Below are 15077 nucleotides of genomic sequence, written 5' to 3' on the forward strand. Positions count from 1 at the left end.
GATGGCTTTCAAGCGCTCCCTTCTCGTCCCGCTGGTGGTGTTTCTCGTCGGCCTCGGGGTCCTTCTCGCCACTGCCCTGTTCATCTTCCAGCCGCCGCAGCAGCAGAGCGCCGGGCGCGTGCCCATCGGCGGCCCGTTCCGCCTGACCTCGCACGAGGGCAAGCCGTTCACGGATGCGGACCTGAAGGGCAAGCCCTTCGCGGTGTTCTTCGGTTTCACGCATTGCCCGGAGGTGTGCCCGACGACCCTTTACGATCTCACCCAGGATCTGGAGGCTCTCGGGCCCGACGCGGACAGGCTGCGCGTCGCCTTCGTCACCGTCGATCCCGCACAGGACACGCCGGAGTTGATGAAGACCTATCTCTCGTCCTTCGATCCGCGCATCGTCGGCCTCACCGGAACGGACGACGAGATCGCCGCCGTCGCGAAGGAGTACCGGATCTATTACCGCAAGGTTCCGACCGATTCCGGCTACACGATGGATCACACGGCCACGATTTTCCTCATGGACAGCAAGGGCGATTTCTACGGAACCTCCAACTTCCAGGAAACGCAGGACGTGCGGCGCGCCAAGCTGAGGCAGTTGGTCAAGAACGGGTGACGCCTTTCGCTGCCGTCATCCCGGGGCAAGCGCGGCGATGACGGGAAAGCGGGGAGATGACACGAGAGGCGAGGATGATCGAGGATTCGAACGTCGGATGCGCCATTTCACGAGAAAAGCCCCGGCCCTTGCAGGACCGGGGCTTTTCCCTTTCGAGCCTCTGGAAGGCTTCGTTGTCGCATCGCCCGGCGAGCGGGATAGCCGTTGGGCGATGCGGGTTATGGCTCAGTAGTTGTAGGCGCGCTCGCCGTGGTCGGCGAGATCGAGACCCTCGCGCTCGGCGTCCTGCGTGACGCGCAGGCCGGTGATCAGGTCGGTGATCTTGAAGAGGATCACGGAGCCGATTCCTGTCCAGACCAGGGTGATGAGGACCGCCACGAACTGCGTGACGACCTGGCCGCCGATGCTGAAATCGGCCGCGCCCGTGCCGCCGAGCGAGGGCGCCGCGACGATGCCGGTGCCGATGGCCCCGACGATGCCGCCCACCCCGTGGATGCCGAAGACGTCGAGCGCATCGTCATAGCCGAGGGCATTCTTCACGGCCGTCACGGCGAAGTAGCAGACCGCGCCGGCCACGAGGCCGAGCACGATGGAGCCCATGGGGCCGGCAAGGCCCGCGGCCGGCGTGATGGCGACGAGGCCCGCGACCGCGCCCGACGCGATGCCGAGCAGCGAGGCCTTGCCCTTGCCCATGGCCTCGACCGTCATCCAGGCCAAGCCCGCCGCGGCAGGCGCCACGATGGTGTTGAGAAGCGCCAGGGCCGCGCCGCCCGTCGCCTCGAGATTGGATCCGGCATTGAAGCCGAACCAGCCGACCCACAGGAGACATGCGCCCACGAAGGTGAGGGTGAGCGAATGCGGCGCCATCAGGTCGCGGCCATAGCCGATGCGCTTGCCGACCAGGAGCGCGCCGACGAGGCCGGCCACGCCGGAATTGATGTGCACCACCGTGCCGCCCGCGAAGTCGAGGGCGCCGAGGCCGAAGAGATAGCCTTCCGAGAACCACACCATATGGGCGATCGGCAGGTACACGAAGGTCAGCCAGAGACCGGTGAACAGCATCACGGCCGAAAACCTGATGCGCTCGGCGAAGGCGCCGACGATCAGGGACGGGGTGATCGCCGCGAAGGTGAGCTGGAAGGCGATGAAGGTGAATTCCGGAATCGCCACGCCCTTGGTGAAGGTATCGGCGGTGGAATTGCCGCTCACGCCGGCCAGGAACGCCTTGGAGAAGCCGCCGATGACGGCGCCGAGCGCGCCTTCGGGGCCGGACGTGAAGGCGAGCGAATAGCCGTAAGTCACCCACAGGATGGCGACGAGGCTGAACACCGCGAAGATCTGCATGAGCACGGACAGCATGTTCTTGGAGCGCACGAGGCCGCCGTAGAACAGCGCGAGCCCGGGGATCGTCATGAGGATCACGAGGATCGTCGACACGAGCATCCAGGCGGTGTCGCCCTTGTCGACGGTGGGAGCGGCGGCGGCCGCGTCCTGCGCGAGGGCAGGTTGGGCGGCGGCGAGGCCGAGAGCCAGCGCACCGAGCGCGGGCACGAGAAGATGACGGAACTTCATCGGATCGGAACTCCGGAGAATGGCTGGAAAAATGAAATCAGAGGGCGTCGGCATCGGTCTCGCCCGTCCGGATGCGGACCGCCTTCTCGAGCGACGTGACGAAGATCTTGCCGTCGCCGATCTGGCCCGTGCGTGCGGCCGCCGAGATCGCGTCGATCACCGGATCGACCAGCTCCGACGCCACGGCCACCTCGATCTTGAGCTTCGGCAGGAAGCTCACGGCGTATTCGGCACCGCGATAGATTTCCGTATGGCCCTTCTGCCGGCCGTATCCCTTCACTTCGGTCACCGTCAGCCCGTGCACGCCCAGGGTGGTGAGCGCGTCGCGCACCTCCTCCAGCTTGAACGGCTTGATGACCGCCATCACGATTTTCATGGGTCAGGCCCCCTTTGAGACGCTGGCCCGAGAGTCTCGGGCCGTGGTTTCGGAACGAACCCGCCTCTCAAGGCAGGTCTCGGCAGGGGATAAGCAATAATCATGCCAAGTCCGCGCGGCAGGGCGTGACGGCCCTGCCTCTTTCCTGGGCAGGCCGGAAATGGGCAGAAAAAGTCCTGGCTGATGAATTCTTGAGCAACCGAATTCTTGGGCAACCGAATTCTTGGGCAAGCCGGTTCGCAGGCCATCGGCCCCGGGGGCTTTCCCGATAGGCGCGGGCAGCGCCTCTATCCCTCAAGCCCCGTACTGGCCCGCGACGGTTCCGTGCTTGCCACAAGCCGGAACACGCGGCTTGCAGGGGCGAGGAGATGGGACAGGCGGGTGAGCAGAAGCCCGACTCACCGCCCTCACGTCATCCCCGGCCTTGCGCCGGGGAGTCACGTCTTCATGGCAGGCCCCCAAGACGCGGATGATCGGGTCCGATCCTCGGATCAACTCCGGAGCGGCCATGACGTCGTACGGCCATATCCTGAAGCCGTCAGGCGCTGCGGTCGCGGATGAGCCCTTCCTGAGCGACCGAGGCCACGAGGGTGCCGTCCTGCTTGAAGATCAGGCCGCGGGAGAAGCCGCGCGCGCCCGAGGCGTTGGGAGTGTCCTGCGCGTAGAGCAGCCACTCGTCGGCCCGGAAGGGGCGGTGGAACCACATGGCATGGTCGAGGCTCGCCGCCTGGACGGTGGGATCGAACACGGTCAGGCCATGGGGGATGAGCGACGTGTCCAGCAGCGTCATGTCCGACGCATAGGCGAGAACGCATTGATGGATGGCGGGATCGTCCGGCAGCCGGCCGGTGGTCTTGATCCAGACATGGAAGCGCGGCTCGCCGGGAGCCCTGGAGGTGTAGCGGTTGATCTCCACGGGCCGGATCTCGAGGGGCCGCTCGCGCTCGTAATAGGTGCGCATGGGCTCCGGCATCTGAAGCAGCAGGCGGCCCTTCACCTCCTCCTCGGACGGAAGCTCGTCGGGACCCGGCACCTTAGGCATCTCGGCCTGATGCTCGAACCCGCCCTCGTCGACCTGGAACGAGGCCGACATGGCGAAGATCGCCTGTCCGTGCTGGGTGGCCACCACGCGGCGGGTGGTGAAGCTCTTGCCGTCGCGGATCCGGTCCACCTCGTAGATGATCGGCACCTTGGGATCGCCCGGCAGCATGAAATAGCAATGAAGCGAATGGGGATGGCGAGCGTCCACCGTGCGGGTGGCGGCGACCAGGGATTGTCCGATCACCTGCCCGCCGAAGACCCGCTGCCAGCCGCTCTTCGGGCTCTGGCCGCGAAACAGGTTCACCTCGAGCTGTTCGAGATCGAGAATGGAGAGAAGGTCTGTCACGGCGCCGGACATGAATCGGTCATCCTCTAGAGGAAAGCATCATCCATCGACGAGGGTGGCGAGAACGTCAAGCTTGACGCTGGCCGATGGATCGCTGACACCCAAACTAATAGGGTCAACGCGGCGCACGGCGAGGCGGTGCGCCCACAGACCCCTTCGAGAGGCAGGAGAACACCATGGCAGCAGCAGGCACGGAACGGTCGCGCATTGTCATCGCGGGCGGCGGGTTGGCCGGGCTCTCCCTCGCGCTGGCCCTCAAGCGCGCGCTGGCCGATGGGGTCGACGTGGTCATGTGCGATCCAGCGCTCGCCCGCGATCCGCATGGCGACCGGCGCTCCTTCGCGATCGCCGCGGCGGCGCGCCGGATGTTCGAGGCGCTGGGGCTCTGGGAGGCTGTTTCCGCCAAGGCGCAGCCGATCCTCGATATGGTGATCACGGATTCGAGCCTGCAGGACCCGGTGCGTCCCACCTTCCTGACCTTCGAAGGCGCGGTCGATGGCGAGCCCTTCGCCCATATGGTGACGTCGGGCGACCTGACGGCGGTCCTGCTCGACGCCTGCCGGTCCGGCGGTGTGTCCTTAAGACCCGAAGGCGTGACGGGCTTTACTCTGCGGGGCGGGCACACCGATATCACCCTGGCGGGAGGCGAGACGCTCTCGGCCGCCCTTCTGGTCGCCGCCGATGGCGCGCGCTCGCGGCTGCGGGAGCAGGCGGGTATCGGCTGGATATTCTGGCCCTACAAGCAGTCCGGCATCGTCGCCACGATCTCGCATGAGCGCGACCACGAGGGCAGGGCGGTCGAGCATTTCCTGCCCGCAGGCCCCTTCGCGATACTGCCCCTGGCGGACGAGGTCCAAGCCGACGGATCCGTGCAGCACCGCTCCTCCATCGTCTGGAGCGAGCGCAGCGAGAACGTGCCCGCCCTGCTCGAATCCCATCCGGAGGATCTGCTGGCGGAACTCGAGAAGCGGTTCGGCCTGCAACTCGGAACGATTGCCTTCGAGACGAAGCCGCAGGCCTATCCCCTGGCCTTCGGCGTGGCCCGCTCCTTCGTGGGCGAGCGCCTCGCGCTCTTGGGGGATGCGGCCCATCTCATTCACCCGATCGCCGGCCAGGGACTCAATCTCGGCCTCCACGACGTGGCGGTCCTGGCGGAGATCATCGCCGATTCCATGCGGCTCGGCATGGACCCGGGCAGCGCCGACGTGCTCATGCAGTACGAGCGCGCCCGACGGGCGGACATCACCGCCATGGGCATCGTGACCGACGGCCTGAACCGGCTGTTCTCGAACGACATGCTGCCGGTGCGCCTGGTCCGCGATCTCGGCCTCGGCCTGGTCGACCGCATGCCGGGCCTGAAGCGGTTCTTGATCCGGGAGGCCGCGGGCCTGAGACGCGACGACGCGCCGCGCCTGCTGAAGGGCCAGACGCTCTGAGTGCGGCCGACCTGCCGCGAGCTGTCGAAACATTTCGATAACCATGGTCGCCGGCTGCAGCGGCGCTGTCTTCGGTGCGACGGAAAGATGCGCGCTGGGCCCTTTTCGTTTTAAACGAAATAACGTATCGGATATGACCATCGATCCTTTGCTCGTTGGAAGAGACCCATGGCCGAGAATTACTACTTCGATCCCGACAACCTCCCGACCCGTGAAGCGGACGGCAGCGTGGCCCTGCTTGATGGGACGGCCTTCGTCGGCGTGACGATCAGCAACCGCACCGCAGGCAAGAATGCCATCAATGCGACCGGAATCCAGGACATCACGCTCATTCCGGGTGTGACAATCTTCGGCCAGAACGACGGCATCGCCTTTGCCGCTGAGGGCTCCGCGACCAAACCGAATCGGATTTTTAACGGCGGCGGGTTCATTTCCTCGGTCGTGGGTGCAGCGATCCATTTCTCTGCGGGCGGAGAGGGCATCGTCACCAATCAGGGCACGCTTACCGGCGTCACCGGCATTAAGATGGACGGCAACGGCAAGCTCGATGTGCTGAACACGGGCACGCTTATCGCCTCCGGAAAAGCCATCGTAAGCGGTTCCGCGGGCGACCGGGTCGTCAATGCCGGGCTCATCCGCTCCACGGGGCCGGAGGGGATCGCGGTCGACCTGGGCGACGGCGACGACATCTATGACGGCAGCGGCGGCACGATCATCGGCAGAATCGTGCTCGGCGACGGCAACGACCGGGCCTTTGGCGGCGCCGGCTCCGAGGTCTTCGTCGGCGGCAAGGGCAACGATGTCTATGACGGCGGCGCGGGCAGCGACACGGTCGATTACTCGGCCCCGCCGACCGGCACGACGAGCGGCATCAACGTCGATCTGTCGCAGACGGGCCAGCAGTTCATCGGCGGCGGCTTCGACTCCAACACGCTGGTGAATATCGAGAACGTCGTCGGCGGTGCCAACGGCGATTGGATCAAGGGCAACGTCGCGGACAACCTGCTCCAGGGCGGCGACGGCAACGACACGCTCGAAGGCGGTGCCGGTAACGACACGCTCGAAGGCGGCGAGGGCGAGGATACGGCGAACTATTTCGGGACGGCCGCGGTCAAACTGGACCTCAGGCTCAACGGCGTCTCCCAGAATACCTTTGGGTCCGGCTGGGACACGGTGAAGGACATCGAGAACGTCAACGGCAGCAGCAACTGGGACACCATCGACGGCAGCGACAGCGCGAACAAGCTCTGGGGCTGGAGCGGGAACGATAGTCTCAGCGGTCATGGCGGCGCCGATACGATCGAGGGCGGCGACGGCAACGACACGCTCGACGGCGGCGCGGACAGCGACAGCCTCAATGGCGGCCTCGGTCAGGACAGCCTCGTCGGCGGTGCGGGCATCGACAAGCTGATCGGCGATGCCGGCAACGACACGCTCTGGGGCGGCGATGGCGACGACACCCTGGAGGGCGGAGACGGCAACGACATGGCCGTCTTCTCGGGTACCAGGAACAATTATCTCGTCTCCGTACCGACCGGGACCGAGGAGACGTCCTATACGGTCGAGCATACGATCGAGGGCGCGACCGGCGGCAAGGACAGCCTCAAAGGGATCCGTCTGCTGAAATTCCTCGGAAATCCCGATACGGCGACCGACGACGAGACCTATGCGCTCACCAACTCGGCGGCTCCGACGACGGTCAGCATTTCAGGCAGCGGCATCCGGGAAAACAGCGCCAACGACGCCGCCGTCGGGGTTCTCTCGGCTGTCGATGCCGACGGCGATGCCCTGACCTTCACCCTGCAGGAGAACGACCTCTTCAAGCTGGACGAGGACGGCAAGACCATCCGGGTCAAGGACAAGGATCTCCTCAATTTCGAAACCCTGAGCAACGGGCTCGCGACCGCCACCTACACGATCCACGTGACGGTGAGCGACGGCCTCAAGAACCTCAGCGACGGCGCCATGACGGGCACCGCCACGCGGGACGTGGTGATCACGATCGTCAACGAATACGAGGATGCCGCCGTCATCCGTCAGGGAACCAATGCCGGCGAGCAGGTCGTCGGCGAATACGGCAACGACAGGGTCTATGGCCTGGGCGGCAATGATCAGGTCTTCGGCCACAAGGGCAACGATCTCGTCGATGGCGGAGCTGGCAACGATACCGTCGTCGGTGGTTACGGGACCCGCGATGCCGGATTGATCGCTACCGGCAACGACACCCTCTATGGCGGGGCCGGCAACGATTACCTCGTCGGAGGTGACGGCGCCGACATTCTCTATGGCGGCACGGGCAAGGACGTGCTCGATGGCGGTGTCGGCGACGATGTCCTTTACGGCGGCACCGGCAATGATACCCTGTATGGCGGTGCCGGGAAGGACAGCTTCGTGTTCAACGCGTCTCGGGCGGGGTCGAACATCCAGTACATCGCCGATTTCAAGCCCGCCGACGACACGATCAGGCTGTCGCACGCGATCTTTTCCAAGATCGCCAGAGGCACCCTGTCATCCAAGGCCTTCGTGGTGGGCGACCACGTCAAGGACAAGGACGACAGGATCATCTACTACAAGGCGGCCGGCGCCCTGTTCTACGATCCGGACGGGACCGGCAAGGCAAAGGCGGTTCAAGTCGCGTTCATCGGCAAGAACCTGAGCCTGACCCACAGCGATCTCGTCATCTTCTGAGCAAGGTGGAAACGAAAAGCCCGGCTTGCGGAAGCCGGGCTTTTCGAGAAACGCAGCGGCCGGAGGATCCCTCCGGCCGGTCTCATGAGGATGGCGGGCTTACTTCTGCTTGGCCCGCTCGACGGCTTCCTGGATCAGGCGCCGAGCGTCCGCCACGTCGCCCCAACGGATGATCTTGGCCCATTTGCCGGGCTCGAGGTCCTTATAGTGCTCGAAGAAATGCTCGATCTGCTTGAGGGTGATCTCGGGCAGGTCGGTATAGTTCTCTACCCGGTCATAGCGCTGAGTCAGCTTGCTCGACGGAACGGCGATGATCTTCTCGTCCTGGCCGCCGTCGTCCTCCATCACCAGCACGCCCACGGGACGCACGTTCATGACGGCGCCCGGCGCGATGGCGCGGGTGTTGGCGATGAGAACGTCGCAGGGATCGCCGTCGCCGGACAGGGTATGGGGGATGAAGCCGTAATTCCCAGGATACCGCATGGCGGTATACAGGAAGCGGTCGACGAAGAGGGCACCCGACTCCTTGTCCATCTCGTATTTGATGGGCTCGCCGCCGAGCGGCACTTCGACGACGACGTTCACGTCCTCGGGCGGGTTCTTTCCAATCGGGATCGCGTCAAGGCGCATAGAGCTGTTCTCCGGAACAAGGCTTGAGGCATCGACCTCGGTGAAGAAAGGGCTGTTTCACCGAACAATGCAGCAAAATGAAGCCCTCCGGGGCGGACGCAGCCGGATGGCTCGCCGCGCGCCCTGCAAGGCTTTGGCGCTTCACTAGCTGGACTGGGCTCCCGCAACAAGAACCAAGAATCGGTTTTCAGCGAAAGAGATAGGCGACTTTGGCGAGCGGCGTGCCGCCGATGCGCTCCTCGACATGGGCGATGCTGCGTCCGCCCAGGCCTTCGTAGAAGGCGCGGGCACGCTCGTTCTCGGCCAGGGCCCACACCGCCACCCGCGGCATGTCGCTGTGGCGCAGATCGTTGAGAACGGCCTTGAACAGGCGCCGACCCAGTCCGATCCCCTGATATTCCGGCAGCAGGTAGATCTCGTCGATTTCCCCTTGAGCGGGAAGCGAGCGGTCGCGGCAGCGGCCGTAGGATGCATAGCCGGCGATCCCCTGGCCGATATCCAGCACCACGAGCGGGCGGCCCCGGGTCACGGTGGAGCGCCACCAGCGCTCGCCCCTGCGGGCGAGCATCTTGTCCAGGGTCACCCCGGGAATGATGCCGAGATAGGCCTCGCGCCAGGCGGCGTCGAACACCCTAGACAGGGCGGGAGCATCATCGGGCTTGGCGTGACGGATACTGACGAGAAGGTCGCTCATGGCTTTATGGCAATGTCTTCAGGAGGCAATGACGGGAGTTTCGCCGGTTTATGGTTAACGAGCCGTTAACGGCTCGAAGGACCCCCGCCTGGGCAATACGTCGCTTCTTTAGGCCAAAGGGAAGCCATGCGGGACAGGCAAAACGCCGCAACGTTTGGGCCCGGGTGAATTGGCGCAGGTCAGTTCCCGCGATCGTCCGAGGTGCCGTGCGACGGCCCGACGAGGCGCTCGTTGCCCAGATTTGGGGCGGATGCGCTGGGACGCCCGGAGCCTTCGAGTTTCAGCTTGTCGTTTTGTGAAATGGAAGGATATAACGAAATAAGAGGATATTACAGCATGGCCAGCCCGCAGATCCTGAACCTCAACTCCTTTGCAAGAGTTCCCAATCAGGAAGTCCTTATCGACGAAGACCAGAACGCGCAGGTGCTGCCGGGCGACCACCCTCTCAGTGCTCTTGCTTTCATGAACTTCGGAAACACGGTCGAACTCGGAGTGCGAACCCAGCAAGGCGGAGTCGAGCTGCCCGACGGCCTGATCGTGGGCGGAAGGATCATGGTCGGCGGCGTTCGCATCGGGACGGTCGACGTGGCGAACATCTCATCCCAGCTCAACTTTTCCTTCGACGCCACGGCCACGCCCGAGCATGTGCAGACCCTCGTCCGGGCCCTGACCTGCAAGGACCTGTTCACCGGGATCGGATTCTCTGCAGACCGGGCGCTATACCTCCGCATGGTTGACACAGGCGATCAGTTAGCCTCTGTCGAACTTCCCATCGGCGACGCCGTAAGCGGCACGGACGGCAGCGACACCTTTGCCGTCTCTGGAAATCTGATCGGCTGGGGCGATGTCTTGGATGGCGGCGGCGGCGACGATACGCTCGCGCTGACCGGCGGCGGCCAATTCGCCCTGGATCAGATGGCGCAGCTTGCCAGCATCGAGACGATCCGGGGCAGCACCGCGTCGGATGCGATCGCGATCGGGGCCGGCCAATGGGCCGGCGTGACCCATTTCGACGGCGGCGGCGGCTTCGACCAGCTTCGACTGATGGGAAGCAATTTCGACCTCAGAGGCAAGACGATCACCAGCATTGTCGACATCCAAATCTTCACGGATGGAGCGCAGATCACGCTTCAGGATGCGGGCGATATCAATGACCTGGCGCTCGCCAGCCTGATCAAGGGAGATCGGGCTGCGAACGACGAGCTCACCTTCATCACCGGCGCGTTGACGCCCGAGCAGCGATCGGCCCTCCATCGACAGGGCATCGACAAGGTCACGGCCGGGGGCGTGACGACGATCCACGCGGCACCGGAAATCAGGGCGTTCGGAGAAGCTCGCGTCGCAGCCAGCGTCGGAGATGCGGTGTTCCTCGATCCTGACCAGGATGTAGCGCTGGACTCCGACGAAGGCCTACTGCGCTTTCTGTTCGTGTCCGTTCGGGAAGGAACCGCCCAGGAGGCGATCGGGATCGACACGTCGACGGGAATCACGCTGTCACCTCCATCGGATTCCGGCCAACGCAGCATCAGCGTGGACGGCGTCGAGATCGGCAGGACCAACGCATTCGACTTAGGCGGACCCGTCCTGTCCCTTGTGTTCAACCAAGATGCCACCCCCGAACGTGTCGAACGGGTCGTCAGGGCCCTGACCTACACCAGCAACGACGGAAGCGAAGGCGGAATCCGCACCATCGAACTCTCCCTGGCCGACGCAGGAGGGCGGCTGACCACGACCAGCGTCGAAATCAACTTCAACCGGGCACCGACGGATGTGCGCCTCGATCGGTTCAAGGCCGCCGAACTGGCTGCGACCGACACCAAAGTCGGCGATCTCATGACGGCCGACATCAATCCGAATGATACCTTCACTTACAGACTCCTCGATGATGCCGGAGGTCGCTTCCGGCTCAGCACCGACGGCAAGTCCATCCTGGTCGCGAAGGGTGCGAAGATCGACTACGAGCAGTTTCGCTCCCATACCATTCAGGTCGAGGCCAAGGATGCAGCCGGCCTGACCGTCGTCAAGAACATCGTCATTCAAGTGGGCAATGTCGCGGCCGAAACGACCTCCGGCACGGTCGGCAACGACACCTTCATTGGCGGCAGCGGCAGAGACAGGCTTTCGGGAAGCTCCGGCCATGACAGGATCACGGGCGGATCAGGGAAAGACACGGTCAACGGGGGCACAGGCAACGACACGCTCGACGGCGGCACCGGCAACGACACCCTCACGGGCGGCACGGGCCGGGACATCTTCGTGTTCAAGGACCGGCCGGGCCTCGCGAACGCGGACAGGATCATCGACTACAACAAGACTTCCGACAGCTTCCAGCTCGACAACAAATATATGACAAAGCTGGGCGGCCCGGGTCGGTTGAGCAGCTCCAAGTTCGTGGTCGGCAAGGTGGCCAAGGATCACGACGACCACCTGATCTACGACAAGGGCACGGGCAAGCTCTACTACGATGCCGACGGCTCCGGCGGCCAGGCGCAGGTGCTGATCGCCCAGTTCACCAACAAGATCGCGCTCACCGCCTCCGAGTTCACGATCATCTGAGGGTGGGGCGAGCGGCTGCAGCCGGGAGTTCCACCTTCACCCGCAGACCCCGCGACGCTTCCATATCGTGAAGCAACCGATCCGGCAAAAAAGCCCGGGTGATGAATGCATCACCCGGGCTTTTTGCGTCAGGCCCAGAGCATTGTTCGGCGAAGTGGATCCGGTTCGCCGCCAAAAATGCGGCCGAGCCAAAGAAAAGAGCTGATTCCACGCCAGCGGAATCAGCTCTAAGCCCGCTCTTCCAACGAAGAGCGGGCGCTTTGTCGTCGTCTTACGCCGCGAGCTGGCGCAGGACGTATTGGAGGATGCCGCCGTTGCGGAAGTATTCCACTTCCTCGAGCGTATCGATGCGGCAGAGCACCGGAACGCGCTTCACCGAACCGTCCGGGGAGGTGACTTCCATCTCCATGCGCTGACGCGGCTTCAGGTCGCCGGACAGGCCCTTGATGGTGATCGTCTCGTCGCCCTTCAGGCCCAACGACGCCCAGGAATCCTCGCCCTGGAACACGAAGGGAGCAACGCCCATGCCGACCAGGTTCGAGCGGTGAATGCGCTCGAAGCTCTCGGCGACGACGGCCCGGATGCCGAGCAGGTTCGTGCCCTTGGCCGCCCAGTCGCGGGACGAGCCGGTGCCGTATTCCTTGCCGGCCAGGACGATCAGCGGAACGCCCTCCGCCTTGTAGCGCATGGCGGCGTCGTAAATGTACATCCGCTCGCCGCTGGGCTGGTGGATGGTGTAGCCGCCTTCGACCACGTGCCCGCTCTCGTCCTTCACCATCTGGTTCTTGATGCGGATATTGGCGAAGGTGCCACGCATCATGACCTCGTGGTTGCCGCGACGGGTGCCGTACTGGTTGAAGTCGGCAACGCGCACCTGGTGCGACTGCAGGTACTCGCCGGCCGGCGAAGCGGCCCGGATATTGCCTGCGGGCGAGATGTGGTCGGTGGTGATCGAGTCCTGGAAGAGACCGAGGATGCGGGCGTTCACGATGTCCGTGACCGGCTGCGGCTCCTTGGTCATGCCCTCGAAATAGGGCGGGTTCTGCACATAGGTCGAACCGGTCGGCCACTCGTAGGTGAGACCCGGCTCGAAGGTGACCTTCTTCCAGTTCTCGTCGCCCGCGAACACGTCGGAATAGCGGGACTTGAACAGCTCGCTGGTGATCGTGCGGTCGATGAACTCCTGCACCTCCGCGGAGGAGGGCCAGATGTCCTTCAGATAAACCGGCTGACCGTCCGAGCCGGTGCCGAGCGGGTCCTTCGTCAGGTCCACGAGCATGGAGCCGGCAAGTGCGTAGGCCACCACGAGCGGAGGCGAAGCGAGGTAGTTCGCGCGCACGTCGGGGTTCACGCGGCCTTCGAAGTTGCGGTTGCCGGAGAGCACCGACACGGCCACGAGGTCGTTGTCGTTGATCGCCTTCGACACGTTCTCGGGCAGCGGGCCCGAATTGCCGATGCAGGTGGTGCAGCCGAAGCCGACGAGGTTGAAGCCCAGGGCGTCCAGGCTCTCCTGGAGACCGGCCTTCCTGAAGTATTCCTCGACGATCTGCGATCCGGGCGCGAGCGAGGTCTTCACCCACGGCTTGGACTTGAGGCCCTTCTTCACCGCGTTGCGGGCGAGGAGCCCCGCGCCGATCATCACGCTCGGGTTCGAGGTGTTGGTGCAGGAGGTGATCGCCGCGATCACCACGTCGCCGTGGCCGAGATCGAAATTGGCGTTCTCCACGCTCACGCGCTTGCCGATCTCCTGCGCCTTGCGGAACTCCTTCTCCATGGCGTCCGCGAACGAGACCTTGGAGGTGTCGAGGGTCACGCGGTCCTGCGGACGCTTGGGGCCGGCGAGCGAGGGAACCACGTCGCCGAGGTCGAGCTCGAGGGTGTCGGTGAAGACCGGGTCCGGCGTCTCGGCCGTGCGCCACATGCCCTGAGCCTTGGCATAGGCCTCGACGAGGGCCACGCGCTCATCCGTGCGGCTGGTGGTCTTGAGGTAATCGACGGTCTTCTCGTCGACCGGGAAGAAGCCGCAGGTCGCGCCGTATTCCGGAGCCATGTTGCCGATCGTCGCGCGGTCGGCCACGGACATGTCGGTGAGGCCGGGGCCGTAGAATTCGACGAACTTGCCGACCACGCCCTTCTTGCGCAGCATCTGGGTGACGGTGAGCACCAGGTCGGTGGCGGTCACGCCTTCCTTCAGCTTGCCGGTGAGCTTGAAGCCGATGACTTCGGGGATCAGCATGGAGATCGGCTGGCCGAGCATGGCGGCCTCGGCCTCGATGCCGCCCACGCCCCAGCCGAGAACGGCGAGGCCGTTGACCATGGTGGTGTGCGAATCGGTGCCGACGAGGGTGTCCGGATAGGCCACTTCCTGACCCGAAGCCACATCCTTGCGGGTCCAGACAGTCTGGGAGAGGAATTCCAGGTTCACCTGGTGGCAGATGCCGGTGCCGGGAGGAACGACCGAGAAGTTCTCGAACGCGGTCTGGCCCCATTTCAGGAAGCGGTAGCGCTCGCCGTTGCGCTGGTATTCCAGCTCCACGTTGCGGTCGAAGGCCTTCGGCGTGCCGAACTCGTCCACGATCACCGAGTGGTCGATCACGAGGTCGACGGGGACGAGCGGGTTGATCTTGCGCGGATCGCCGCCGAGGTTCCTCATGGCGTCGCGCATGGCGGCGAGGTCCACCACGGCGGGAACGCCGGTGAAGTCCTGCATCAGCACGCGGGCGGGGCGATAGGCGATTTCCTTCTCGTCCTTGCCCTTGTTGTCGAGCCAGGCGGCCACGGCCTCGATATCGGCCTTGGTGACCGTGCGGCCATCCTCGTAGCGGAGCAGGTTCTCGAGCAGCACCTTCATGGAGAAGGGCAGCTTCGAGGCGCCCTTGAGACCGTTCTTTTCGGCCTCGGCGAGGGAGTAGTAGGTATAGGTCTTGTCGCCGACATGGAGTGTCTGGCGGGCGTTGAAGCTGTTGGTGAGCGTCACGGCGAATCCTCGCGTGCATTTGGGTTACGAACAGTTTGTTCGGCCGAAAGCGCGATATGCGCGCGCCGCTCCGGGGGCGCCCGGACAGGGGAAAAGCGCGCGAGGCGGATTGGACGCCTTGGCGCGCGGCGCAGCCGAGGGTGCTATAGATCATTTCCAA

Annotated in this window: 10 protein-coding genes; 4 read left to right on the forward strand and 6 right to left on the reverse strand. The window is 64.6% G+C overall.

The window, feature by feature from the left end; all coding sequences use genetic code 11:
* The first annotated feature begins 1 nt into the window (after nt 1).
* Nucleotides 2–601: an SCO family protein gene (locus tag AB8841_RS09680; protein WP_370435647.1), complete on the forward strand. Its 600-nt coding sequence runs from the start codon at nt 2–4 to the stop codon at nt 599–601.
* 225 nt (nt 602–826) lie between these two features.
* Here AB8841_RS09680 and AB8841_RS09685 read toward each other — a convergent pair whose 3' ends face one another.
* From AB8841_RS09685 to tesB, 3 genes are all read right to left on the reverse strand, one after another.
* Nucleotides 827–2173, reverse strand: a complete 1347-nt coding sequence (locus AB8841_RS09685) for an ammonium transporter (RefSeq protein ID WP_370435648.1) — start codon at nt 2171–2173, stop codon at nt 827–829.
* A gap of 37 nt (nt 2174–2210) precedes the next feature.
* On the reverse strand, nt 2211–2549 hold the full coding sequence (locus AB8841_RS09690; protein WP_370435649.1) for a P-II family nitrogen regulator: 339 nt from the start codon (nt 2547–2549) through the stop codon (nt 2211–2213).
* A gap of 538 nt (nt 2550–3087) precedes the next feature.
* Nucleotides 3088–3948, reverse strand: a complete 861-nt coding sequence (tesB, locus tag AB8841_RS09695; protein WP_370435650.1) for an acyl-CoA thioesterase II — start codon at nt 3946–3948, stop codon at nt 3088–3090.
* Between the two features lie 164 nt (nt 3949–4112).
* On the opposite strand from tesB, the gene AB8841_RS09700 reads away from it, so the two are divergent.
* A complete protein-coding gene (locus tag AB8841_RS09700) occupies nt 4113–5372 on the forward strand; it encodes a ubiquinone biosynthesis hydroxylase (protein WP_370435651.1) in 1260 nt (419 codons plus the stop codon).
* Nucleotides 5373–5540: 168 nt separating this feature from the next.
* Nucleotides 5541–8060, forward strand: coding sequence for a calcium-binding protein (locus tag AB8841_RS09705; protein WP_370435652.1), 2520 nt, complete (start codon nt 5541–5543; stop codon nt 8058–8060).
* 99 nt (nt 8061–8159) lie between these two features.
* Here the strand turns inward: AB8841_RS09705 and ppa are convergent, their stop codons facing one another.
* Nucleotides 8160–8690: an inorganic diphosphatase gene (gene ppa / locus AB8841_RS09710; RefSeq protein ID WP_370435653.1), complete on the reverse strand. Its 531-nt coding sequence runs from the start codon at nt 8688–8690 to the stop codon at nt 8160–8162.
* Between the two features lie 187 nt (nt 8691–8877).
* Nucleotides 8878–9384: an N-acetyltransferase family protein gene (locus tag AB8841_RS09715; RefSeq protein WP_370435654.1), complete on the reverse strand. Its 507-nt coding sequence runs from the start codon at nt 9382–9384 to the stop codon at nt 8878–8880.
* A 336-nt stretch (nt 9385–9720) separates the two neighbouring features.
* Here AB8841_RS09715 and AB8841_RS09720 point away from each other — a divergent pair, with 336 nt between their 5' ends.
* Nucleotides 9721–11940, forward strand: a complete 2220-nt coding sequence (locus AB8841_RS09720) for a calcium-binding protein (protein ID WP_370435655.1) — start codon at nt 9721–9723, stop codon at nt 11938–11940.
* Nucleotides 11941–12211: 271 nt separating this feature from the next.
* On the opposite strand, the gene acnA is transcribed toward AB8841_RS09720, so the two are convergent.
* The gene (gene acnA, locus AB8841_RS09725) at nt 12212–14917 is read right to left on the reverse strand and encodes an aconitate hydratase AcnA (RefSeq protein WP_370435656.1); all 2706 of its coding nucleotides are present in this window, start codon (nt 14915–14917) and stop codon (nt 12212–12214) included.
* Nucleotides 14918–15077 lie beyond the last annotated feature (160 nt).

It is taken from the genome of Microvirga sp. TS319 (genome assembly GCF_041276405.1).
Lineage (GTDB): Bacteria > Pseudomonadota > Alphaproteobacteria > Rhizobiales > Beijerinckiaceae > Microvirga.

Bases quoted from the DNA above. Each gene is read 5' to 3' on its own strand.
- AB8841_RS09700 (WP_370435651.1), top strand. From the start codon at position 4,113: ATGGCAGCAGCAGGCACGGAACGGTCGCGCATTGTCATCGCGGGCGGC.
- AB8841_RS09690 (WP_370435649.1), bottom strand. From the start codon at position 2,549: ATGAAAATCGTGATGGCGGTCATCAAGCCGTTCAAGCTGGAGGAGGTG.
- tesB (WP_370435650.1), bottom strand. From the start codon at position 3,948: ATGTCCGGCGCCGTGACAGACCTTCTCTCCATTCTCGATCTCGAACAG.
- ppa (WP_370435653.1), bottom strand. From the start codon at position 8,690: ATGCGCCTTGACGCGATCCCGATTGGAAAGAACCCGCCCGAGGACGTG.
- AB8841_RS09680 (WP_370435647.1), top strand. From the start codon at position 2: ATGGCTTTCAAGCGCTCCCTTCTCGTCCCGCTGGTGGTGTTTCTCGTC.
- AB8841_RS09685 (WP_370435648.1), bottom strand. From the start codon at position 2,173: ATGAAGTTCCGTCATCTTCTCGTGCCCGCGCTCGGTGCGCTGGCTCTC.
- AB8841_RS09720 (WP_370435655.1), top strand. From the start codon at position 9,721: ATGGCCAGCCCGCAGATCCTGAACCTCAACTCCTTTGCAAGAGTTCCC.
- AB8841_RS09705 (WP_370435652.1), top strand. From the start codon at position 5,541: ATGGCCGAGAATTACTACTTCGATCCCGACAACCTCCCGACCCGTGAA.
- AB8841_RS09715 (WP_370435654.1), bottom strand. From the start codon at position 9,384: ATGAGCGACCTTCTCGTCAGTATCCGTCACGCCAAGCCCGATGATGCT.